A 19,885-nucleotide genomic window follows, 5' to 3' on the forward strand; every position below is an offset into this window, starting at 1 on the left:
GCCATTTCCTGACATTGCTGCCGGGCTCACTCGGGAGTGACCCGCATCACTTCTTCTATGGTGGTCATTCCAGCGGCAACTTTCTGTGCACCTGATTGTCTCAGGCTATACATGCCTTCCTTGATACATTGTTGGCTGAGCAGTGTAATGTCAGGATTTTCATTAACCATATCTTTAACCTGAGGGCTCATGGTTAAAATCTCATAAAGGCCGGCACGCCCACGATAACCCGTTTCACGGCAATCGAGGCAACCAACAGGCTGATAGACTTCTGAGGGTGCCGATGCGGGCCAGGGGTTTGTCAGGGCTTTCCAGCCACTGGTGTCCAGCGGTGCTTTCGCTTTGCAATTCGGGCAGAGGGTTCTGACCAGACGTTGTGCCATAACACCGAGCACGGTGTTTTTAATAAGATAAGGGGGGACACCAAGCTCAAGCAAACGGGTCAGGGCAGAGGGCGCATCATTGGTGTGCAGGGTAGAAATGACTAAATGCCCGGTCAGAGCGGCCTGAATTGCCATCTCGGCGGTTTCAAGATCACGGATCTCACCCACCATAATGATGTCAGGATCTTGCCTTAACAGTGCCCGAAGCCCTGAGGCAAAGGTCAGGTCGATGTTGTGTTGCACCTGCATCTGGTTGAAGGCAGGCTCCACCATTTCAATAGGGTCTTCGATAGTACAGACATTCACCTGATCCGTGGCCAGCTGCTTCAGTGTTGAGTAAAGCGTGGTGGTTTTACCAGAGCCCGTGGGACCAGTCACCAGAATGATACCGTTGGGCTGGCCTGACATGGCTTTCCAGCGCCGTTCATCTTCTCTGGAAAACCCCATATCGCTGAATGATTTGACCAGCACTTCCGGGTCAAAAATCCGCATCACCAGTTTCTCACCAAATGCGGTAGGTAATGTGGACAAGCGCAGTTCGACCTCATAGCCATCGGCGTTACGGGTTTTCAATCGTCCATCCTGCGGCTTGCGCTTTTCGGCAACATTCATGCGGCCAAGAATTTTCAGGCGGCTGGTCATTGCTGCGGCGACTTTGACTGGCATCTGATAAATCGAGTGGAGTACACCATCAATTCGAAACCGGAGATTGCATTGTTCCCGGCGGGGCTCAATGTGGATATCGCTGGCTCTTTGTTCAAAAGCGTATTGGAGCAGCCAGTCAACAATGTTGACGATATGCTGGTCGTTGGCATCCGGAGCCTTCATGCTGCCCAGCTCCAGCATCTGTTCAAAGCTATTGAGCGAGGCAGAAGTGACACCGGCCTCCGAGCTGGCTCCCATCACTGACCGGGCCAGACGATAGAACTCGACGGTATAACGTCGGATATCGGTTGGATTGGCGACAACCCGCCGGATTTCCCGGCGATTCACATGGCGCAGATTGTCTTCCCAGATTCGATGCCATGGCTGGGCAGAGGCCACCACTATCTCAGTGCTGGTCACCTCAACCGCAAGGATCTGGTGTCGCATGGCAAAGGCATGGGACATGATGGGGGTAATGGCCGTAGCATCAATCTTGAGAGGATCGATGTGGAAGTAATCCTGACCGGCCAGTTCGGCGAGCCACTGACACAGGCGCTCAATATCCAGCTTGTTACCCGGATGACAAAGATCCTCCAGCTCCAGCTCAGCCAGGTATTCCAGGGGGTGCAGACGGACTTGTTCCGGTGTGCGCGGGCGGCTGAGGATATCATCAGCGGTTGCCTGCTCGATATGCTTGCTTCTGACCAGGTCAGACACAACCATGGCCAGATCCAGCATTTGCTCCCTGTGTTGCAGGCCATCTGCTTTATTATTGTTCACGTGAAATACCGTTTGCAGCTGGAATTGCCTTATATTCTCTCTTTTTTTTCGGCGTGGGGACAAATGGATTTATTGTTTCAGTAAATAGAGGGTTGAGCTGCTCTATCGATATATCACTGAGCTCGGCGGGCCAGACAGGCGTCAAAACCTGCCCGTCCAGTTTATTGGTGCGCAGCGGCCACTCCCATTCGCCCCGACGGGTCAGGCCATTGATGCTTTCTCCCCGGGTTTTCAGAGTCTGGATATATTGCCCGTTAACTTCACGAATCCGCAAAGCCACCCTGGCCTGGTTGAGTCTCAGGTCCCGGGTATCAAAGTAGGTATTCCCAAGGTGAAGGGTTTCTGATGGCTGTACTGCATGCTCCTGCCAGAATGGGTGACTTTTCAGCGGCTCAATCTGATCGGCAGGCACAGACAGCTTTAATTCGGTTTCCTGGCTCATTTTCTTATCCACAATGCGGTTGTCAAATTCTATCGGACGGAGAAATTATATAAAAATCATAGGTTCACGGGTAAAGGCACTCTGTGCTGCGCGCGCCAGCTGATGCGCATATGTGCAGGAATTGAAACGGCCTTCTATAATCAGGCGTTCAACCGGATGGATTTGAAAAATGCCTACCAGCAACATACTGGCGAGTGTTTTCGGCCGCTCACCAATAGGACCTATTCAAAAGCACATTACCACTGTTCACAAATGTGCGTTACAGCTGGAGCCATTCTTTCAGGCAGTGTTTGCCGAAGAGTGGGAGACGGCGTGTGAGGTTCAGCAGACAATCACCAAATTTGAGCACGAAGCGGATGTCATCAAGCGAAGTATCCGCCGGTCACTTCCCAAAAGCCTTTTTCTACCCGTTCCCCGTACCGATCTGCTGGAAATCGTGACCGTTCAGGATAAAGTGGCTAACCGTGCCAAGGACATTGCAGGCCTTGTGTTAGGAAGAAAGATGGTTATTCCTGAATCCATGCACGAAGCATTCATTACCTATGTACGCCTTTCAATTGCCACAACTGCACAGGCATTGAAAGCCATTCATGAGCTGGACGAGCTTCTGGAAACGGGTTTTCAGGGGCGGGAAGTTGATCTGGTGGAAAAAATGGTTGAAGAGCTGGACAACATTGAGAGCGAAACTGACAGGGACCAGGTAAAAATACGCCGTATGCTGTTTGATCTTGAACAAACGCTGCCACCGGTTGACGTCATGTTTCTGTATCAGATTATCGAGTGGGTGGGCGATCTTGCGGATCGGGCTTCCCGTGTTGGTAGTTACCTCCAGTTGTTGCTGGCCCGTTAACTGAACCGGATGCAGACTGATGAGTATTATCGCTGAATATGGCACAGTTTTCCTTATCCTGGCCTGCCTGTTTGGGTTTTTTATGGCCTGGGGGGTTGGGGCCAACGATGTTGCCAATGCCATGGGGACGTCGGTTGGTTCGGGAGCCCTGACGGTTAAACAGGCTATTTGTATCGCTATCCTGCTGGAGTTCACCGGTGCTTATCTGGCAGGCGGGTCGGTCACTGAAACCATACGCAAGGGGATTATTGATCCATCCTTACCCCTGCTGGCTGGGAACCCCAATCTGCTGGTATATGGCATGCTGGCTTCGCTGCTGGCTGCGGGCACCTGGTTACTGATCGCTACACACTACGGCTGGCCGGTGTCCACTACCCATTCTATTGTTGGGGCCATTGTCGGTTTTGCGGCTGTTGGTATCTCTGCCGACACCGTCAGCTGGGGAAAAGTGGCAGCCATTGTTGGCAGCTGGGTTGTTTCTCCCCTGATGTCAGGGCTGTTCGCCTTCCTGATTTTTGTCAGCGTGCAGAAGCTGATTCTGGATACTGAAAATCCCTTCAGAAACGCCAAGCGCTATATGCCCCTTTATATGTTTCTGGTTGGCTTCATGATGTCGATGGTGACGCTGATCAAGGGCCTCAAGCATATTGGCTTGCCGCTGGATTATACCGAAAGCACTGTGCTCTCACTGATTATCGGCTTGGTCATAATGTTTATTGGCCAGATGGCGCTGGCAAAAATAAAGGAAGATATTCAGGCGGATATGTCGTTTCATTTCTCCAGTGTGGAGAAAGTCTTTGGGGTTATGATGATTTTTACCGCCTGTTCCATGGCCTTTGCCCATGGTTCCAACGATGTGGCCAATGCGGTGGGGCCATTGGCAGCGGTTGTCAGTGTGGTGATCAGTGGTGGTGAAATTGTCGGCAAGTCTTCCGTTCCGCCCTGGGTTCTGCTGGTGGGTGCTGTAGGTATTGTGGCAGGGCTGGCGACCTGGGGCTATAAGGTCATGGCTACCATAGGTTCTCATATCACCGAGCTGACACCCAGCCGGGGTTTTGCCGCAGAGCTTGCGGCCGCTTCTACGGTGGTGATGGCCTCCGGCACTGGCTTGCCAATCTCCACAACCCATACGCTGGTTGGTGCAGTTCTTGGCGTGGGACTGGCCAGGGGGATCGGCGCTTTGAACCTCCGCGTTATCAGCACCATCTTTATGTCCTGGCTGGTCACGCTGCCAGCAGGAGCGATTCTGGCGATTATTTTCTTCCACTGCCTCAAGTTGATTTTTGGCTAGCAAACCTTGAATTAGTTTCCAATAAGGCCTGCCCTGTTTATCATCTTAAGAGACTCCCTTCATTAGACGGTGATAATCAGGGTTATGAGCAGTCAGCAGCCAACATTTCAGCATGCACTTTCAAGATTGATCGAGATACCTTCTGTCAGCTCAACCCTTCCTGATCTGGATATGAGTAACCTGCCGGTTATCAATGAGTTGGCGGTGTGGTTGGAAGCGATGGGGTTTCAATGCGAGATTCAACCCCTGCCCGGGGCTCCTCACAAGGCGAACCTGATTGCAACTCTTGGCAGTGGCCCGGGAGGTTTGGTACTGGCCGGGCATACGGATACGGTTCCTTACAATGACAGCCTGTGGAAAAGTTCACCGTTTGCCCTGGAAGAAAGAGATGGCCGGTTTTATGGATTGGGCGTCTGCGATATGAAAGGCTTCTTTGCCCTGGTCATGGAAGCGGTTCGGGGGTATCTGGACACGCCACTGAAAGCACCACTGATCATTCTGGCCACGGCGGATGAAGAGTCCTCAATGAATGGTGCTCGTGCCCTGGCGGAACTTGGTCGACCAAAAGCGCGGTATGCTGTGGTGGGAGAACCTACCGGGATGCGACCTATTCATATGCACAAAGGCATTATGATGGAGCGTATTCAGATTCTCGGGCAATCCGGCCATTCCAGTAATCCGGCACTGGGCCGTAATGCCATGGAGACAGCCCACAAGGTGATCACTGACTTGATGCAGTTTCGCGCCGAACTGGCCGAGCGTTATCAGAACCCTGGCTTTACCATTCCGACCCCTACCTTGAACCTGGGTTGCATTCATGGTGGCGACAACCCTAACCGGATTTGTGGGCAGTGCCAGCTGGACTTCGATATTCGTATGCTGCCGGGGATGGACAGCGAACAACTGCGGCAGCAAATTCGTCAGAGGCTTTTGCCAATTGCTGAAGCGGATCAGGTTGAGATCTCACTCGAAGCAATTACACCGGCTATTGAAGCTTTTGCCGGTCCTGAGAATTCGGATCTGGTGGCTGCCTGTGAAAAGCTGACAGGGCATCAGGCAGAAGTCGCAGCCTTTGCTACTGAGGCTCCATTCTTTAGCCGACTGGGTATGGATACCGTGGTATTGGGACCAGGTGATATTGATCAGGCACACCAGCCAGATGAATACCTCTCGCAGGAACGGATAAAGCCAATGATTGCTATTTTGCAGTCATTGATCAGACAGTACTGCTTATCTTGAAGAGAAGTACTGCACGATGTTCTTATAACCTGAGCATGTGATACTCAGGACGGCCTTTAATAGAGTGTGTCATGGATAAACAAGTGTGGCTTGCGTGAAAAAAAAGGAAAATTCAGCAGACAGCGCAGAAAAGTACGTGAAGTTTTTCCGTCAATCATCACCCTATATTCATGCCCACAGGGGGAAAACCTTTGTGATCATGCTTAGTGGTGAAACGCTGGCTCACCCCAACCTTGGTAATATCATCAGTGATATTGCACTGATGAGCAGCCTGGGTGTCCGCCTTGTGCTGGTACACGGTGCCCGCCCTCAGATTGATGAGCGTTTACGGGAACGTGGCATTAAAACAGTGATTCATCAAGGCGGGGCTGGCAATGGCAGAGTGCATAATGAACGACGGGTCACTGACAGGCAGAGCCTTGAGTGTGTCAAAGATGCTGCAGGAAATATGCGAGCCCTGATTGAATCAAGGTTCTCGGTGGGACTGGTGAACTCGCCCATGCATGGTGCCAGGATTCGTGTTGTCAGTGGTAACTTTGTGACCGCCAAACCCCTGGGTGTGCTTGATGGTATCGATTTTAAGCATACGGGCGAAGTTCGGAGGATAGACAGCCAGGCCATCGATCATCTGCTAGACAGTGGTTATGTGGTGTTACTCTCCTGTCTCGGGCTTTCCCCCACCGGAGAGATTTTCAATATTGAAGCAGAGGAAGTGGCTACCCGCACTGCCATCAGTCTGCAAGCTGAAAAATTGATACTTTACGCTGAGCAGCAGGGGATTTTTGATCACCTGGGGAATCTGATCAATAGAATTTCTCCCCATGAAGCCATTAAAGAACTTGAGTCGCAGACTGGTGAATCCAGGCGACTACTGTCCTCCGCCGTGACCGCTTGCTCCGATGGTGTCGAACGGGCCCAGATTATCAGCTATCAGGATGATGGATCACTGCTGATGGAGCTGTTTACCCGTGATGGGGCCGGTACGCTGATTTCCAGAGATCACTATGAAGAAGTCCGTGGTGCAACCATTGAGGATGTGGGCGGTATTCTTGAACTGATCCGTCCTTTCGAGGAAAAAGGCATATTGCGCCGTCGCTCCCGAAAAGAATTGGAACGGGAAATAAAGCTGTTCAGTGTCGTGTTGCTGGACGGCATGATCATCGGCTGTGCTGCTCTTCATCCGTACTATGAAAATGGTACCAGTGCTGCAGAACTGGCCTGTGTTGTGGTCCATCCTGAATATCGCAGTGCACAGCGCGGTGATCGTTTGCTCGCCCATATTGAAGCGTTGGCAGAAGAACAGGGCATGAACGAAATCTACGTCATGACCACCCAGACTACCCATTGGTTTATTGAGCGGGAATTTGCTGAAGTTGCCTGTGATGATTTGCCGGCAGAGCTTAAAGCAAAATATAACCCCAAAAGGCAGTCAAAGGTTCTTATGAAAACGATAGGAGGCTGATCGAGAATACTGCCCGTCCCGGCGACAATTGTAATTAATGGGTTCCTTCTATCAATGACTCCCAAGCCCCGTTCGTCCTGAGCGGAGTCGAAGGGCGTAAACACCACACCCTGAATAAAGACTGTGCCAATCACCCTTCGACTCCGCTCTGGGTGAACGGAGATTGTACACATCAAACTCATTGAAATGGTGTGCTAGAGCAACGCAGGAGCAGTAGTCGCGTAGGGCAGTCTATTCTCGGACAACCTCCTGGGTTAACTGCAAACGAGCAGGCTACTTCCCGGTTTTTTTACTGTCAGAAACCCACTGAAGGAATCGTTCACGGGTTGTTTCATCCGCCTGGTTGTACCAATACTGCAGCATGCTTTCACTCATTGGCTGAGCCATTGCCGGTGCTGGCATGACAGAAGGTTGAGCAACCTGATATGAGACACCTTGCGGGTTAGCAATATAAACGGTTCCGGCCATTGCCCGAACAGCCGCCGGGCTGTCAGACAGGTTAAACTTCTGGATATCCTCCAACGTGTCTCCGCCGATTAACAGCCCGGATTTATTAAGCACGCTGAACTCAAAGGGAATCGCCTGACCTTTGGCATTGGTAATTGAGAATTGGGCCTTTGGCGACTGTGACAGTTTATCGGTATCCCTTGCTGTTTTCAGTCTCGGGGCATTAATGGTGTAGGCCTGATCACCAGACAGGTCAAACGTCATGATATACGGGCTGGTGGTAAACATTTTGGTATCACCACCGTCCCTCACCAGCGTTTTCAGCTGAAATACCAACTGATGACGGCCGTTGCCAAGAGAGAGGTCCTTCTTGCTGCCCAGATGATCGGCATCTTTACCATCAAGAACCAGCAGCTTTGTTTTCTCAGGCAGTACCAGTGTATTGTCAGCAATAACCGGCATGGCCAGAGTGGATACCAACAGTGCACCCAACAGACGACGTACAAACATAAGGCAGTGTTCTCCTATAGACAATCTATCGATTATAGGTTGGTACAACTACCGGTTCGTATTGTTGCTTTCCGAAGTTGTGGGCTTGAACTGTGGGCAGCGGCGCTATCGATGGCCAGGACACGGCTAAACCGGATCAATCGGGCGCTGGTTGCCAATTGGGTGTTGAGGGGATTGAGAAGAGTTATATTTGCTGCCAATAACATAAGTAATAATGCTGTGGAACAGCCTGAGAGTCTCTTCGTGCTTCTGGTAACTTCCTTCTCTTTGTGCTTTTTCAATCCAGGTTCTTAAGTCAAGCAGTTCGTCCAGACTATCGAGTTCTCTGATTTCCTTGAGTGCCAGGCCTTCTGATATTTCTCCTGTACGAAACCGGATAATCAGACGGCCACAGGGTTGGTTTCGGATAGAGTGCAAGAAATCCTCTGATGATAAACGCTGATGTTTATTGTGAGCATGCTGATCCGCTGATTCTCTCACCCGGTCAGCCCCTGGAGTATATCTGCGTTCCTGGCCTTCGGATACAGTAGTAACAACCCGTACACTATTACCAATCAGTGTTTTGGCTATTTGTTTGTTCCAGTTGGCGCTTTTTTCCTGAACAACACGATAGAATGTACCGAATGCACTGTTAATTTCCTGATCAAGCAACTGTTGTAAGGCGGCATGTTTAAGGATAACTATCGCGGCTTCTTCATCACTCATTGACTCATACGGCCCTTTGTTGAGTAGTTCACTTCGCTGTCTGGCTTCTTCCAGACTGTTGCCAATGTCTTCCATTGATTTTATCGACTGGAGTAAATGATCAACCATTGGCTCCAATTCCTGTTTGGCCAGTGAGCGTAGCGTACCAACTTCCTCGCGCCCTGTTCTTAGCCGTTTGCCAAACAGTTGTCTGGTATAATCAGGCTGCTTTTTAATAATCTTTGCCATTCTCTTTTTATTAACTTTGGTATTTGCATGATCGGCAGCCATATCCGTAAAAAAGAAAGCCACATAGCACAAGACTCCACTCAAAGTAATCTTTGGAGCGACAGGGGTTAAATTGATGGTGCTTCCTCTTTTTCCAGCTATTTTGAAAATTTTTACCAGGTTTTTATATAAGGTTCCTTTGACTTGGGTATAGAAAAAATCCTGAATCATGCTTTTCAAAATCCCGGCTGATTTAAAGGCCGCAGATTCTTGTTTAGGCTCAATTCCCACATTGTCAGAATCCGGTTGGCTCGCTGTGTGCCGGGCAGGATTCATCCAGTGAGGAATGATTTGCTGCATCCATTTTTTTTCATTGGTTTTTATCTGGTAGCCGTGAATGGTTAACTTTCTGTTTGTGGTGACACTCTTGAACAGTTCTTCTCTTTTTTCAGGAGGCATATCTTTAAATTTTGAATTCCACAGGTCTTCCAGATCCTTTATATGCCGGTTTTCAAGAATGGTGCGGCTGATCACGACATTCTCGATAAGCTTGTCAAAGTAAAATAAATTGGCTTTCAGTTTTTTTCTTCGCTCAAAGTACAGTGCTTTCTCATTCTCTAAAGCAATAGACTCTGCCAGTGTCTTCTGTTCCTTTTCTGCCATTGTTTTGAGTTTTATTGCCTGTTTTTCGAGATCGGCATAAGCGTTGTATATCTGTGAAAAGGTTTTATGAGTGCATCGATAACGAAGTTTGTTGATGAGCTTTTTTCTTTTCTTGTCGTTTGACTTATCAAAGTTGGTATAGTCAAAGTCAGCGTATTTTTTTATTTGTTTAAGTCCTCTGACCATCCTGACCCTGCGCCAGAGTTCGGTACTGGAAGACCAGAAAGCGATGTAACCCAGGTCAGTGATCAGTCCGACAGCAACGGCAATACCAATGGCAATTCCAGCAGGTGGGAAAATAGCAGTGAGGATGGCTCCAGTAAGTAAAATAAAGAAATTGTAAATCTGGTTTCGTTTATTGCGTAAGATATTTCTCTTTATTCTGTTGCCAATATCTTTAAGGTGTATATTTGCAAAAAAACGTTCTCCTGAAGCCAGTCGTTGAATATGTTTACTGTCTTCTTTCTCGATAAAATGACCTGTTTTCTTCGGCTCAGGTAGCTGAGGAAGTGGCGGCTGCTGATGATCGAGGGCTGCACTGTCAATACTTTTTACTTTATTGCCGGTTGCTGATTTTTGTTCTTCAATGGGCAGAACCAGGTTGTTTCGTAACTCTTTTTTAAACTCAAGCATTCGTTCAAAAGTGAACGTTTTTTCATCTTTTATGCCAACCTTTATTAATAAGTTTTTAATATATTCATATTGTTGTTCAGGATGCACTCCATATTGCTCTCTTCCCTGAAGTTGTTGCTGCATGACGGGTAAGCCGGAGGTTTTTTCATACTGCATTGCCAGGCGAATTTTTCTATGGATATGCGTCAGTAGTACTTGCTGCAGGAAGCCATCAGGTGGTGTTTTACCTTTACGTAAATACTCATAGGCCATATCCATGCTGCTGAGTTGAATGGATTTGACGACAGCTTCCATCGTTTCTGTGCTGATAGCGATATTTCCATCCGAAATACCCAGTCTGCCATCTTCTGATCGATGCAGCTTGATGTGGCCAGCATGCAGTTTTAATGCAGCAAGTACCTTCTGTGGGTTCTCTGGATTGTATTTGGTCAGATCATCAACCAGATCACTCACTGTCATTGAGGGGGCAGGGTGAATAAAGCGATTTATTTTTTCCTTACAGAAAGAGATTAAACGGTTATGCCAGTGCCTGGATTCAATATGCTCAGCCGCTTGAATGGTGGTCTCAACCGATTTTATTTCCCGGGTATCCGTGGCGTGTTGACCTTTACCGGGTTCGGATGGCGGGTATCCTGCGTGGTGCGAAGAAATATGATCTGTAGATGGTATCCGGGGCATTCCTCATTCCCTAAGGTAACCCTTATTAAAGGCTTGAATTGACTTATTGATCATTTGTAAAAATGATGCATTGCCTGCCCAGCGAACAATATAGAAAACAGACAACTTTTCCATGCAACATGACAAGCTGTTCAACTAACTATAGACAATCAGAATTGGAGAAAAGTGCATTTCCTGCATCTGAAGCGGCAGGAAATGTGGCTTATACCAAGGGGGGAAGAGGAAAAACGACAGGTGCTGATATTCAGGTCCTGTCGAGCACCAGGTAACTGTAAGTCAGTGGCTGCTCATCTTCTGATTGGGTGTCTTCCCGGGAGATTTCCCGCCACTCCTGCGGGTTGATGTCCGGGAAAAAGGCATCACCGTCAAAACTTTGATACACCCGGGTCAGGTAAAGCCGGTCAGCCTGATCAATCGCCTGTCGATAGATCTGTTCGCCACCAATGACCATGATTTCTTCGTTACCGTTGATCAGGTTAGCCGCCTCCGCCAGGGCAATCCCATCATCCAGGCTGTGCACTACGCTGACGCCCTCATGGTGCCAGTTTTGATCCCGGGTAATGACGATATTGGTTCTGCCTGGCAGAGGCTTGCCCAGTGAGTCAAAGGTTTTCCGGCCCATGATCACAGGCTTTCCCATGGTAACCGCTTTGAAATAGCGCAGATCTCCCGGCAGATACCAGGGCATTTTATTATTGATGCCAATGGCGTTATTGTCTGCCACCGCAGCGATCAGGGCCAGTTTCATCCATGTTACTCCTTTTTTGAACCATACAGCTGTGAACCACAAAGACAACGCGTGTAAATCGCTGTGTCTTCCCGGTAGAAAATTTACGGCTTCGGGTTAAATACGCCAACATTCTCATGCCCTTCTTCCCGAAGGTGCATAGCATGCAGCTGACTCATTACACCCCTTTCGCAGTAGAGCAGGTAATGTCGATTGTTGTCCAGCTCCGGGAAGCGTGTGCGCAGCTGATAGAAGGGAATGATCACCACCTCGCGTCCGGGCATGGTAAATGGCTTTATCTCTTCTTCAGTGGGGTGACGAATATCGATAATCACTTCACCCTGATGTACTTCACTAACCACCTCAACTTCTTCCCGGGTCAGGTCATCCGCAATGATGTCGTGGATAGAGACCGTTCTCCGGCTTTGAATAGCATGTTCGAGTACATCGAAGTTGACCCGCTCCTCTTCTGCCACAATTCTCTCTACCCTGGCCCGGGTGGTGGGGTTTTTCGAGATCACTGCGCAGTATTCCGGAATATTACGAACGAATTCTTCAGTACCGATTTGTATGGATATATCGATGATTGCCTGCTTATCCATGGTAATCAGAGGCCGGAGCACCAGGGCATCGGTTACCGAGTCAATCACTGCCAGGTTAGGCAGTGTCTGGCTGGAAACCTGACCAATGGCTTCGCCGGTGACCAGTGCCGCCATCTCCATCTCTTTAGCCACCTTAGTGGCGGCCCTGAGCATCATTCGCTTGAGAATAACGCCCATCTGGGCGTTGTCCACTTTGGTCAGTATTTCTTCGACAACCCCTTCAAAAGGTACGGTAACGAACTTAACCTGGCGAGAAGAACCAAAGCGGTTCCACAGGTAGAAAGCCACCTCTTTTACTGCCAGCTCGTGGGCATGCCCACCCAGGTTGAAGAAGCAGAAGTGAGTGCGGATACCGCGCTTCATGGTCAGGAAGCTCGACACCGTAGAGTCAAAACCGCCGGAAATCAGCGAGAGAACCGGCTCCTGAGACCCGAGGGGATAGCCACCCAGACCTGCTCCCCGCTTCTTGGTCATAAAATAGCGGTCATTCTTGATATCAATACGAACCGTTATTTCAGGATTTTTCAGGCTGACCCCTTTGGCTTCGGTCTGCTGGATAAGGCCGCCACCGACAAATCGCTCTACCTCAATGGACTGGAAATCGTGCTTGCCGGTCCGGTTACAGCGAACGCAGAATGTTTTGCCCGCCAGTGTTTCTGAGTGAGCCTCAACGGCTTTTTCCAGAACATCGTCCAGGCTGACCAGCTTGTGCTCCGCCACCTGTAGCCAGTAGGCTATGCCCGGGATATGGCTTAACAGGTCACCGACCTCTGCCATCAGGATCTGATCATTGCTACTGGTCGTGACTTCTATATGATCCCATACACCGCAGACATCGATATTCTCATCCACACGCTTGAGAATGGTGCGAATATTTTTACGCAGCATTTTAATAAAGCGTTTTCTTACCGGGGCACTTTTAATGGTGATTTCCGGAAACAGTTTGATGATGAACTTCATGGATCAGGAGACCTTGTGGGCTGGGTAGTCAAGGCGGGTAGGACGGATAACTTAACCATTCGTTAACGGCGCATTATACCGAATAACCGAGAGCTCTGGCACCCTTGTAGCACGTTGCAGGATGACCCCGGGAAACCGGCTTATATGGATCGTAATTGGTATTTGTCTCTATGCCGGTAAGTAATGCTGCAAATCCCCTGTCAAAGGGGTTACACTGTCAGCCGCTGTTTGGTCAGATGGGTGTAGTAAAAGCTGTTTGCACTTATTTGGTGCGCTTATGGTTTTCTCTGCACCGTATCGGGCGGGCTTTTTCCGGATCTTGAGGTGCCTTGCATTGTTCAGGTGCGTGAGAGCCGTGAACATGTGTACTTTGAGCAGCCTGAGGAGGATAAGGCAAGCAAAAACTGTGTGAACCGGTCTGGTATCTGGCTGTTTCCCGGTCTCTTTTTGCTCAATGTTTGCCTTTTTTCAGATGTTCCACTGAAAAGCACTGTTTTTGTCCATCCCATCTGATCAAGTTGCAAAATGTGGCATAGCTATTGCTCATGGTCCAGCAAACGAATCTCCTGGCTGCTCGTTGATGAGACAGCAAAGAGATTGATCAGTAAACCGCCTGATCTGGTTGCCAGTGCGGTGTTTGTCCGGTTTTTTTGTCCTCCAGAGGGGAAATAATAAATGTCGAAGACTCTTAGCCTGATTAAGGAACATGACGTTAAGTGGGTTGATCTGCGTTTCACCGATACCAAGGGTAAAGAGCAGCACGTATCGATTCCCATTGGTGAAATAGACGACGAATTCTTCGAAGTCGGCAAAATGTTCGACGGTTCCTCTATCGCTGGCTGGAAGGGCATTAACGAATCCGACATGATTCTGATGCCAGATGACAGCACGGCTGTCATCGATCCATTCACTGAAGCCACCACCCTTAACCTGCGCTGTGACATCGTGGAGCCATCCACCATGCAGGGTTATGAGCGTGACCCACGCTCTGTTGCCAAGCGTGCCGAAGAGTACCTGAAGTCTACCGGCATTGCCGACACTGCGTTCTTTGGTCCTGAGCCAGAGTTCTTTGTGTTTGACGACGTTAAGTGGAGCGTTGATATCTCCGGTGCTTCTTACGAAGTGAACTCAGAAGAAGCGGCATGGTCTTCCAACGCCAAATTTGAAGGCGGCAACATCGGTCATCGTCCAAAAGTGAAGGGCGGTTACTTCCCGGTACCACCGGTTGACTCCCTGCACGACCTGCGTGCCGCCATGTGTGATGCCATGGAAGCCCAGGGTCTGGACGTTGAAGTTCATCACCACGAAGTAGGTACTGCTGGTCAGTGTGAAATCGGTGTCAAGTTCAACACCCTGGTAAAGAAAGCTGACGAAGTTCAGATTCTGAAGTACGCAGTGCATAACGTTGCTCATGCCTATGGCAAGACCGCTACCTTTATGCCGAAGCCACTGGTAGGCGACAACGGCTCCGGTATGCACGTTCACATGTCTCTGTCCAAGAACGGCGAGAACCTGTTTGCTGGTGACGGCTATGCAGGCCTGTCTGAAGAAGCCCTGTACTACATCGGTGGTGTAATCAAGCATGCCAAGGCCATCAATGCCTTTGCCAACGCTTCTACCAACTCCTACAAGCGTCTGATCCCGGGCTTTGAGGCTCCGGTTATGCTGGCTTACTCGGCCCGTAACCGCTCTGCTTCTATCCGTATTCCCTACGTGAACAGCCCTAAGGCCCGTCGTATTGAAGTACGTTTCCCTGACCCCACTGCCAACCCATACCTGGCCTTTGCGGCCCTGATGATGGCCGGTCTGGACGGGATCAAGAACAAGATCCATCCTGGCGATGCGGCTGATAAGGATCTGTACGATCTGCCACCAGAAGAAGCGGCCGAGATCCCAACGGTTTCTGCCAGCTTTGAAGAATCCCTGGCTGCCCTGGACGCTGACCGTGAGTTCCTGACGGCCGGTGGCGTATTCACAGACGACATGATCGATGGTTACATTGAACTCAAGAAGGAAGAGTGTCTTGCCGTTAGCCAGACAACTCACCCGGTAGAGTTTGATCTGTATTATTCTGTCTAAACCGTTTTTGCAGACCGGATAAGCTGTCGTTTAACCTCAAGCCAGAGCGAAAGTTCTGGCTTTTCTCTTTCTGATGAACCCTGTAAATGCACGACTGAATGGATGTAGGCGGCAGACGTACACAGGGGCCATTACCGGGAAATAACCAGCATGCGTTTTCCCCGTTACTACCTGTTAAAAAGTCTTGGTAACTATTAAGCTAACCAGTGCTCAACACGATATAAGCCGGATATGACTTCACTAAGGCAAGAGGCTCATGAATATAAAAAAGGCAATGGTTTGGTCTTTTCTGGCGGTGATTCTGCCCCTGGTATCAGTGAACTTTGCGTTTGGCACGATTTACAAAACAGTGGATCAGGACGGAAATGTGATCTTTACTGACTCCCGACCTGCGGATCAGCCCAGTGAGGAGGTCAAGTTACGCCCGATTACGCCAATGTCTCCAGCACCGGAGAATAAGCCTGAATTACCAAAACCTGCTCAAAAAGTGAGCAAGAAGCCCTACGGCAGACTGCAGATTATAGAGCCAGCCAATAATGCCACGGTGCGTAACCAGGGAAATTTCACGGTAAAAATTGTCACAGCACCCAAAATCATTGATGGTCACAAAGTTCGCCTGCTGCTTGATGGAAAGGTGGTGGCGGGCCCCAAGCGAAATTTAACCTTTGAACTTGAGAATGTGGATCGTGGTACCCACAACCTTGTCGTGGAGATCATTGATAACCAGGCCAAAGTCATTCAGTCGTCCAGCAATACGATCCATGTCCATCGAATCTTATTCACGCCCGCAGTATCTATAAACCCTCCTGCCTCCTGACGGCTGCACCAAAAAGGGGAGAGTGAGCTATAGGCTTTCCCCCACACTTTCAGACCAGCCCATAGTTTTGCTAGTTTAATCTCCATAAACCTGGTGCTCTGATTATATTAATGCACTATTATGGTGCAATTGAAGCTGGCAAGTTGGAATTAACGTTTGAGCATCTTTTCGATGGTACGTACTGATATGGCCCGAATAGATGAAATATCAGGCAGGTTGGAAGTTTCACGGTAAAAAGTCTGGCTTGCCATCAAGGGTGGTTTGGTTTTTGCATTAACGATAGCCAATACCGTTTCGCATCAGATTCAGGTCAACAGAGCCTGAAATGCACCATAAAAGTAATAACAATACCTGACCATGAAGCAGCTTTTACCTGGCTCTTTAGAAGAGATAATCCCTGAAACAGGAACTATGCAAAACATCATTCTGGATAACCTGAATACCGTGGTGATGGTGCTCGACCGGGAGTTCCGGGTGATTACCCTGAATCCGGCGGCAGAAACCCTGCTGGATACCAGTTTGAAAAGGATTCTGAACCAGCCGGTAACCACGGTGATTCCTGACGAAAACTTCAAGGCTGATCTGGATCGCAGTCTGTCTCAGTATCAGAAGTTTACCCGTCGGGAAACCGACTTTCCCATCAATGGGGAGATGATCAATGTGGATTACAGCATTTCACCCATCACCTGCGGGGAAGCAAGGCTGCTTCTGGAAATCAATCCCCGTGACCGGGTTCAGAAAATTACCCGGGAAGAGTCTCTGATCGCCAAGCAGGAAACCTCCAGAATTCTGGTTCGGGGGCTGGCCCATGAAGTAAAAAATCCCCTTGGCGGTATTCGTGGCGCGGCTCAGCTTCTGGCCAGGGAACTGGAGGACCAGGGGCTGAAAGAATTTACCGGGATTATTATCCAGGAAGCGGATCGGCTCCGTGACCTGGTCGACCAGATGCTGGGGCCGCTTCAGCCACCAAAAATGGAAGACCTGAACATTCATGAAGTACTTGAAAGGGTGATGCAGTTAATCAATGCCGAAACCGGTGGAGAACTCAGGCTCAAACGAGACTACGATCCAAGTATTCCCGATATACCGGGTGACTTTGAACGAATGATACAGGCCATTTTGAACCTGGTGCGCAATGCCATGCAGGCCATTGATCAGGCTATGCCGCGATCTGAAGGCCTGATCACCCTGAGAACCCGTATTGCAAGACAATTTACCATCGGCACCCAGCGACGGCGGCTGGTTTGTCACTTGTCCATTATTGATAACGGGCCAGGAATTCCGCCTGATCTGATCGACAATATTTTCTACCCCATGATCAGTGGTCGTGCCGATGGAACGGGCCTGGGGTTACCCATGGCACAGTCCATCATCAGCCTGCATCAGGGATTGATTGAGTGTGAGAGTAAGCCGGGTGAAACCATTTTTAACGTGTTCTTACCCATCACCAGAGAACCGCTTTCGCTGGATATGACACAGGAGTGAGGTATGAGTTTGAGTTCCAAAGTCTGGATCGTGGATGACGACCAGGCAATACGCTGGGTTCTGGAGCGGGCCCTGAATTCAGCCGGTATCGAAACACAATCCTTTGATGCGCCGGAAAAAGTGCTGGCAGCGCTGGAACACAGTGAACCGGAGGCCCTGATCAGTGATGTCCGGATGCCGGGCATGAACGGTTTGCAACTGATGAAGGCGGTTCATGAACGGAAGCCGGATATTCCCGTTATTATCATGACGGCACACTCGGATCTGGACAGCGCCGTGTCTTCCTACCAGAGCGGAGCATTTGAGTACCTGCCGAAGCCTTTTGATATTGATGAAGCGGTAGCGCTGGTCAAGCGCGGTCAGGAACATCGCCAGCAACAACTGGCTGAGGCAGCGGTTCCGGAGGCCTCCCTGCAACAGGAGGAGTCTACGGAGATTATCGGTGAAGCCCCTGCCATGCAGGAAGTGTTTCGTGCCATTGGCCGCCTGTCGCACTCCAACATCACCGTATTGATTAATGGTGAATCCGGCACCGGTAAAGAGCTGGTGGCCAGGGCACTGCATCGCCACAGCCCCCGGGCGGAGCGATCTTTTATTGCCTTGAATATGGCAGCGATTCCCCGGGACCTGATTGAGTCTGAACTCTTTGGTCACGAAAAAGGTGCATTTACCGGTGCCGGAGGCATGCGTCGTGGGCGTTTTGAACAGGCCGGTGGTGGTACCCTGTTTCTGGATGAAATTGGCGATATGCCCGCCGATACCCAGACCCGCTTACTGCGCGTGTTGGCCGATGGCGAATTTTACCGCGTGGGTGGGCACACGCCGGTTAAAGCCGATGTGCGAATTATTGCAGCGACCCATCAGAACCTTGAAAAACTGGTGGCAGAAGGCAAGTTCCGTGAAGATCTTTTTCACCGACTGAATGTCATCCGGGTACATCTGCCAAAGCTTAAGGATCGTCGTGAAGATATTCCACGACTGGCGCGTTTCTTTCTGGACAAGGCAGGCAAAGAGCTTGAAGTGGAACCGAAAATCCTGCACCCTGAAACGGCCGGTTACATCAGCACTCTGGACTGGCCCGGTAACGTCCGGCAGTTGGAAAACACCTGTCGCTGGTTAACTGTGATGGCCTCTGGCCGTGAAGTGCTGGTCTCTGACCTGCCCCCAGAGTTGATGGATAAGGGAGACAGTGACCTGGGTTCGGTAACCGGCTATGGCAGCTGGCAGCAACTGTTCCGCCAATGGTGTGATCGTGAGCTGGCAGCGGGGCAGGTCGGCATTCTTGATCAGGCGGTGCCTGCCTTTGAAACCATTGTTATTGAATCAGCACTGGCCCATACCGGTGGCCGTAAAAAAGATGCAGCAGAGTTACTGGGATGGGGCCGGAATACGCTTACCCGGAAGATTAAGGAGCTGAACCTGGAGCCTTCAGCGCCTTTGGAAGAGCCCTCAGCGCCTTTGGAAGAAGAGCTGATTGGTTAAGTACCGCAATATCTAAGGGCATAAACGACACGGAGACAAAAAGTTTTTATATCGTATTTCTGTTTCCATGGTTAAAAAGCTTACTCCTGATATAAGGAAATTTTACAGGACATAAGGTCAATAGTACGTCTTTCACACTGCCTATACTGAAAACAGGATGTGGCAGTAAGGCAGTAGCATCATGGAACGGACTCTATCTCTACGCCAGAGAATTGGCGCATTTTTCCTATTTGGTATATTTGCCGTCACTTCGTTGACATACGTTGAAGCAGCGACCCAGGGAAAACCGGGTAACACCTCCACCGGTTCATTTTCTATCACGCTCATTGTTTACCCGTCCTTGCAGTCGCAGGTTGTCATTGTGGATGAGAGTGCAACGGATGAAAACGGTAATCCGGATATTATCCCAACCAGTACGCTGAGTTTTGATCGCCCGGTTTCCCTCTGTGTCTCAGGGCGTGGCTTATCCCAATTCAGCCTGGCCTCCAGCGGTGCCGACGGTGTTGATTTAAGCGTCTCTGAGCCAGCGGGAGAAACCCGGATTACCGGGCAGCCCTCCGCCATATTTGGTGTTGAAAACGACTGCCGTAACAGCAGCAGACAATTGACTGCCCAGCCGGTAGCCGGTTTTCAGGGCTCAAAACAGCCTGCGACGTTATTGATTCAAGCCGAGTAAGGGTAAGTTTCAGGCAACTTAGGCAGTAAAACCCATTTGAGATTATTTTTCGTGGCAATAGAATAGCGGAATATTGTTCATCCCCTGTCGCCTCAAACCTCCCTGGCTTATGCAGCGAAGTT

The 19,885-nt window shown here is 49.8% G+C and carries 15 protein-coding genes; 9 read left to right on the forward strand and 6 right to left on the reverse strand.

Features of this window, described 5'->3' with window-relative positions:
• Positions 1-26 precede the first annotated feature (26 nt).
• Positions 27-1,766, reverse strand: coding sequence for a GspE/PulE family protein (locus ACO6UX_RS18880; RefSeq protein ID WP_422450544.1), 1,740 nt, complete (start codon positions 1,764-1,766; stop codon positions 27-29).
• Between the two features lie 31 nt (positions 1,767-1,797).
• Positions 1,798-2,250, reverse strand: a complete 453-nt coding sequence (locus ACO6UX_RS18885; protein ID WP_422449918.1) for an inorganic triphosphatase — start codon at positions 2,248-2,250, stop codon at positions 1,798-1,800.
• A gap of 169 nt (positions 2,251-2,419) precedes the next feature.
• Here ACO6UX_RS18885 and ACO6UX_RS18890 point away from each other — a divergent pair, with 169 nt between their 5' ends.
• From ACO6UX_RS18890 to argA, 4 genes are all read left to right on the forward strand, one after another.
• The gene (locus tag ACO6UX_RS18890; protein ID WP_101746454.1) at positions 2,420-3,100 is read left to right on the forward strand and encodes a TIGR00153 family protein; all 681 of its coding nucleotides are present in this window, start codon (positions 2,420-2,422) and stop codon (positions 3,098-3,100) included.
• A 19-nt stretch (positions 3,101-3,119) separates the two neighbouring features.
• Positions 3,120-4,391 (forward strand): inorganic phosphate transporter, encoded by a 1,272-nt coding sequence (locus tag ACO6UX_RS18895; protein WP_422449919.1) that lies wholly within the window; start codon positions 3,120-3,122, stop codon positions 4,389-4,391.
• An 84-nt stretch (positions 4,392-4,475) separates the two neighbouring features.
• Positions 4,476-5,630, forward strand: a complete 1,155-nt coding sequence (argE, locus tag ACO6UX_RS18900; protein ID WP_422449920.1) for an acetylornithine deacetylase — start codon at positions 4,476-4,478, stop codon at positions 5,628-5,630.
• 94 nt (positions 5,631-5,724) lie between these two features.
• Entirely contained in the window at positions 5,725-7,092 is a 1,368-nt protein-coding gene (gene argA, locus ACO6UX_RS18905) for an amino-acid N-acetyltransferase (RefSeq protein ID WP_422450545.1), read from the forward strand.
• A gap of 273 nt (positions 7,093-7,365) precedes the next feature.
• Here the strand turns inward: argA and ACO6UX_RS18910 are convergent, their stop codons facing one another.
• The 4 genes from ACO6UX_RS18910 to thiI all read right to left on the reverse strand — a co-directional run bounded on the left by ACO6UX_RS18910 (position 7,366) and on the right by thiI (position 13,224).
• Positions 7,366-8,049, reverse strand: a complete 684-nt coding sequence (locus ACO6UX_RS18910) for a DUF2057 family protein (RefSeq protein ID WP_422449921.1) — start codon at positions 8,047-8,049, stop codon at positions 7,366-7,368.
• Positions 8,050-8,175: 126 nt separating this feature from the next.
• Positions 8,176-10,935, reverse strand: coding sequence for a hypothetical protein (locus ACO6UX_RS18915; RefSeq protein ID WP_422449922.1), 2,760 nt, complete (start codon positions 10,933-10,935; stop codon positions 8,176-8,178).
• Positions 10,936-11,179: 244 nt separating this feature from the next.
• Complete coding sequence (locus ACO6UX_RS18920; RefSeq protein WP_422449923.1) at positions 11,180-11,683, reverse strand: dihydrofolate reductase; 504 nt, start codon at positions 11,681-11,683, stop codon at positions 11,180-11,182.
• An 83-nt stretch (positions 11,684-11,766) separates the two neighbouring features.
• Entirely contained in the window at positions 11,767-13,224 is a 1,458-nt protein-coding gene (gene thiI / locus ACO6UX_RS18925) for a tRNA uracil 4-sulfurtransferase ThiI (protein ID WP_422449924.1), read from the reverse strand.
• 675 nt (positions 13,225-13,899) lie between these two features.
• On the opposite strand from thiI, the gene glnA reads away from it, so the two are divergent.
• From glnA to ACO6UX_RS18950, 5 genes are all read left to right on the forward strand, one after another.
• Positions 13,900-15,303 carry a glutamate--ammonia ligase gene (gene glnA, locus ACO6UX_RS18930; protein ID WP_101746446.1) on the forward strand — a complete coding sequence of 468 codons (1,404 nt, stop codon included), beginning with the start codon at positions 13,900-13,902 and terminating at the stop codon, positions 15,301-15,303.
• A 256-nt stretch (positions 15,304-15,559) separates the two neighbouring features.
• Positions 15,560-16,120, forward strand: a complete 561-nt coding sequence (locus tag ACO6UX_RS18935; RefSeq protein ID WP_422449925.1) for a DUF4124 domain-containing protein — start codon at positions 15,560-15,562, stop codon at positions 16,118-16,120.
• Positions 16,121-16,531: 411 nt separating this feature from the next.
• Positions 16,532-17,605, forward strand: a complete 1,074-nt coding sequence (gene glnL / locus ACO6UX_RS18940) for a nitrogen regulation protein NR(II) (protein WP_422449926.1) — start codon at positions 16,532-16,534, stop codon at positions 17,603-17,605.
• A 3-nt stretch (positions 17,606-17,608) separates the two neighbouring features.
• A complete protein-coding gene (gene glnG, locus ACO6UX_RS18945) occupies positions 17,609-19,087 on the forward strand; it encodes a nitrogen regulation protein NR(I) (RefSeq protein ID WP_422449927.1) in 1,479 nt (492 codons plus the stop codon).
• A 181-nt stretch (positions 19,088-19,268) separates the two neighbouring features.
• Positions 19,269-19,763 carry a hypothetical protein gene (locus ACO6UX_RS18950; protein WP_422449928.1) on the forward strand — a complete coding sequence of 165 codons (495 nt, stop codon included), beginning with the start codon at positions 19,269-19,271 and terminating at the stop codon, positions 19,761-19,763.
• The last annotated feature ends 122 nt before the right edge of the window (positions 19,764-19,885 follow it).

The sequence above is a fragment of the Endozoicomonas sp. ALB091 genome, from assembly GCF_049310265.1.
Classification (GTDB): domain Bacteria; phylum Pseudomonadota; class Gammaproteobacteria; order Pseudomonadales; family Endozoicomonadaceae; genus Endozoicomonas.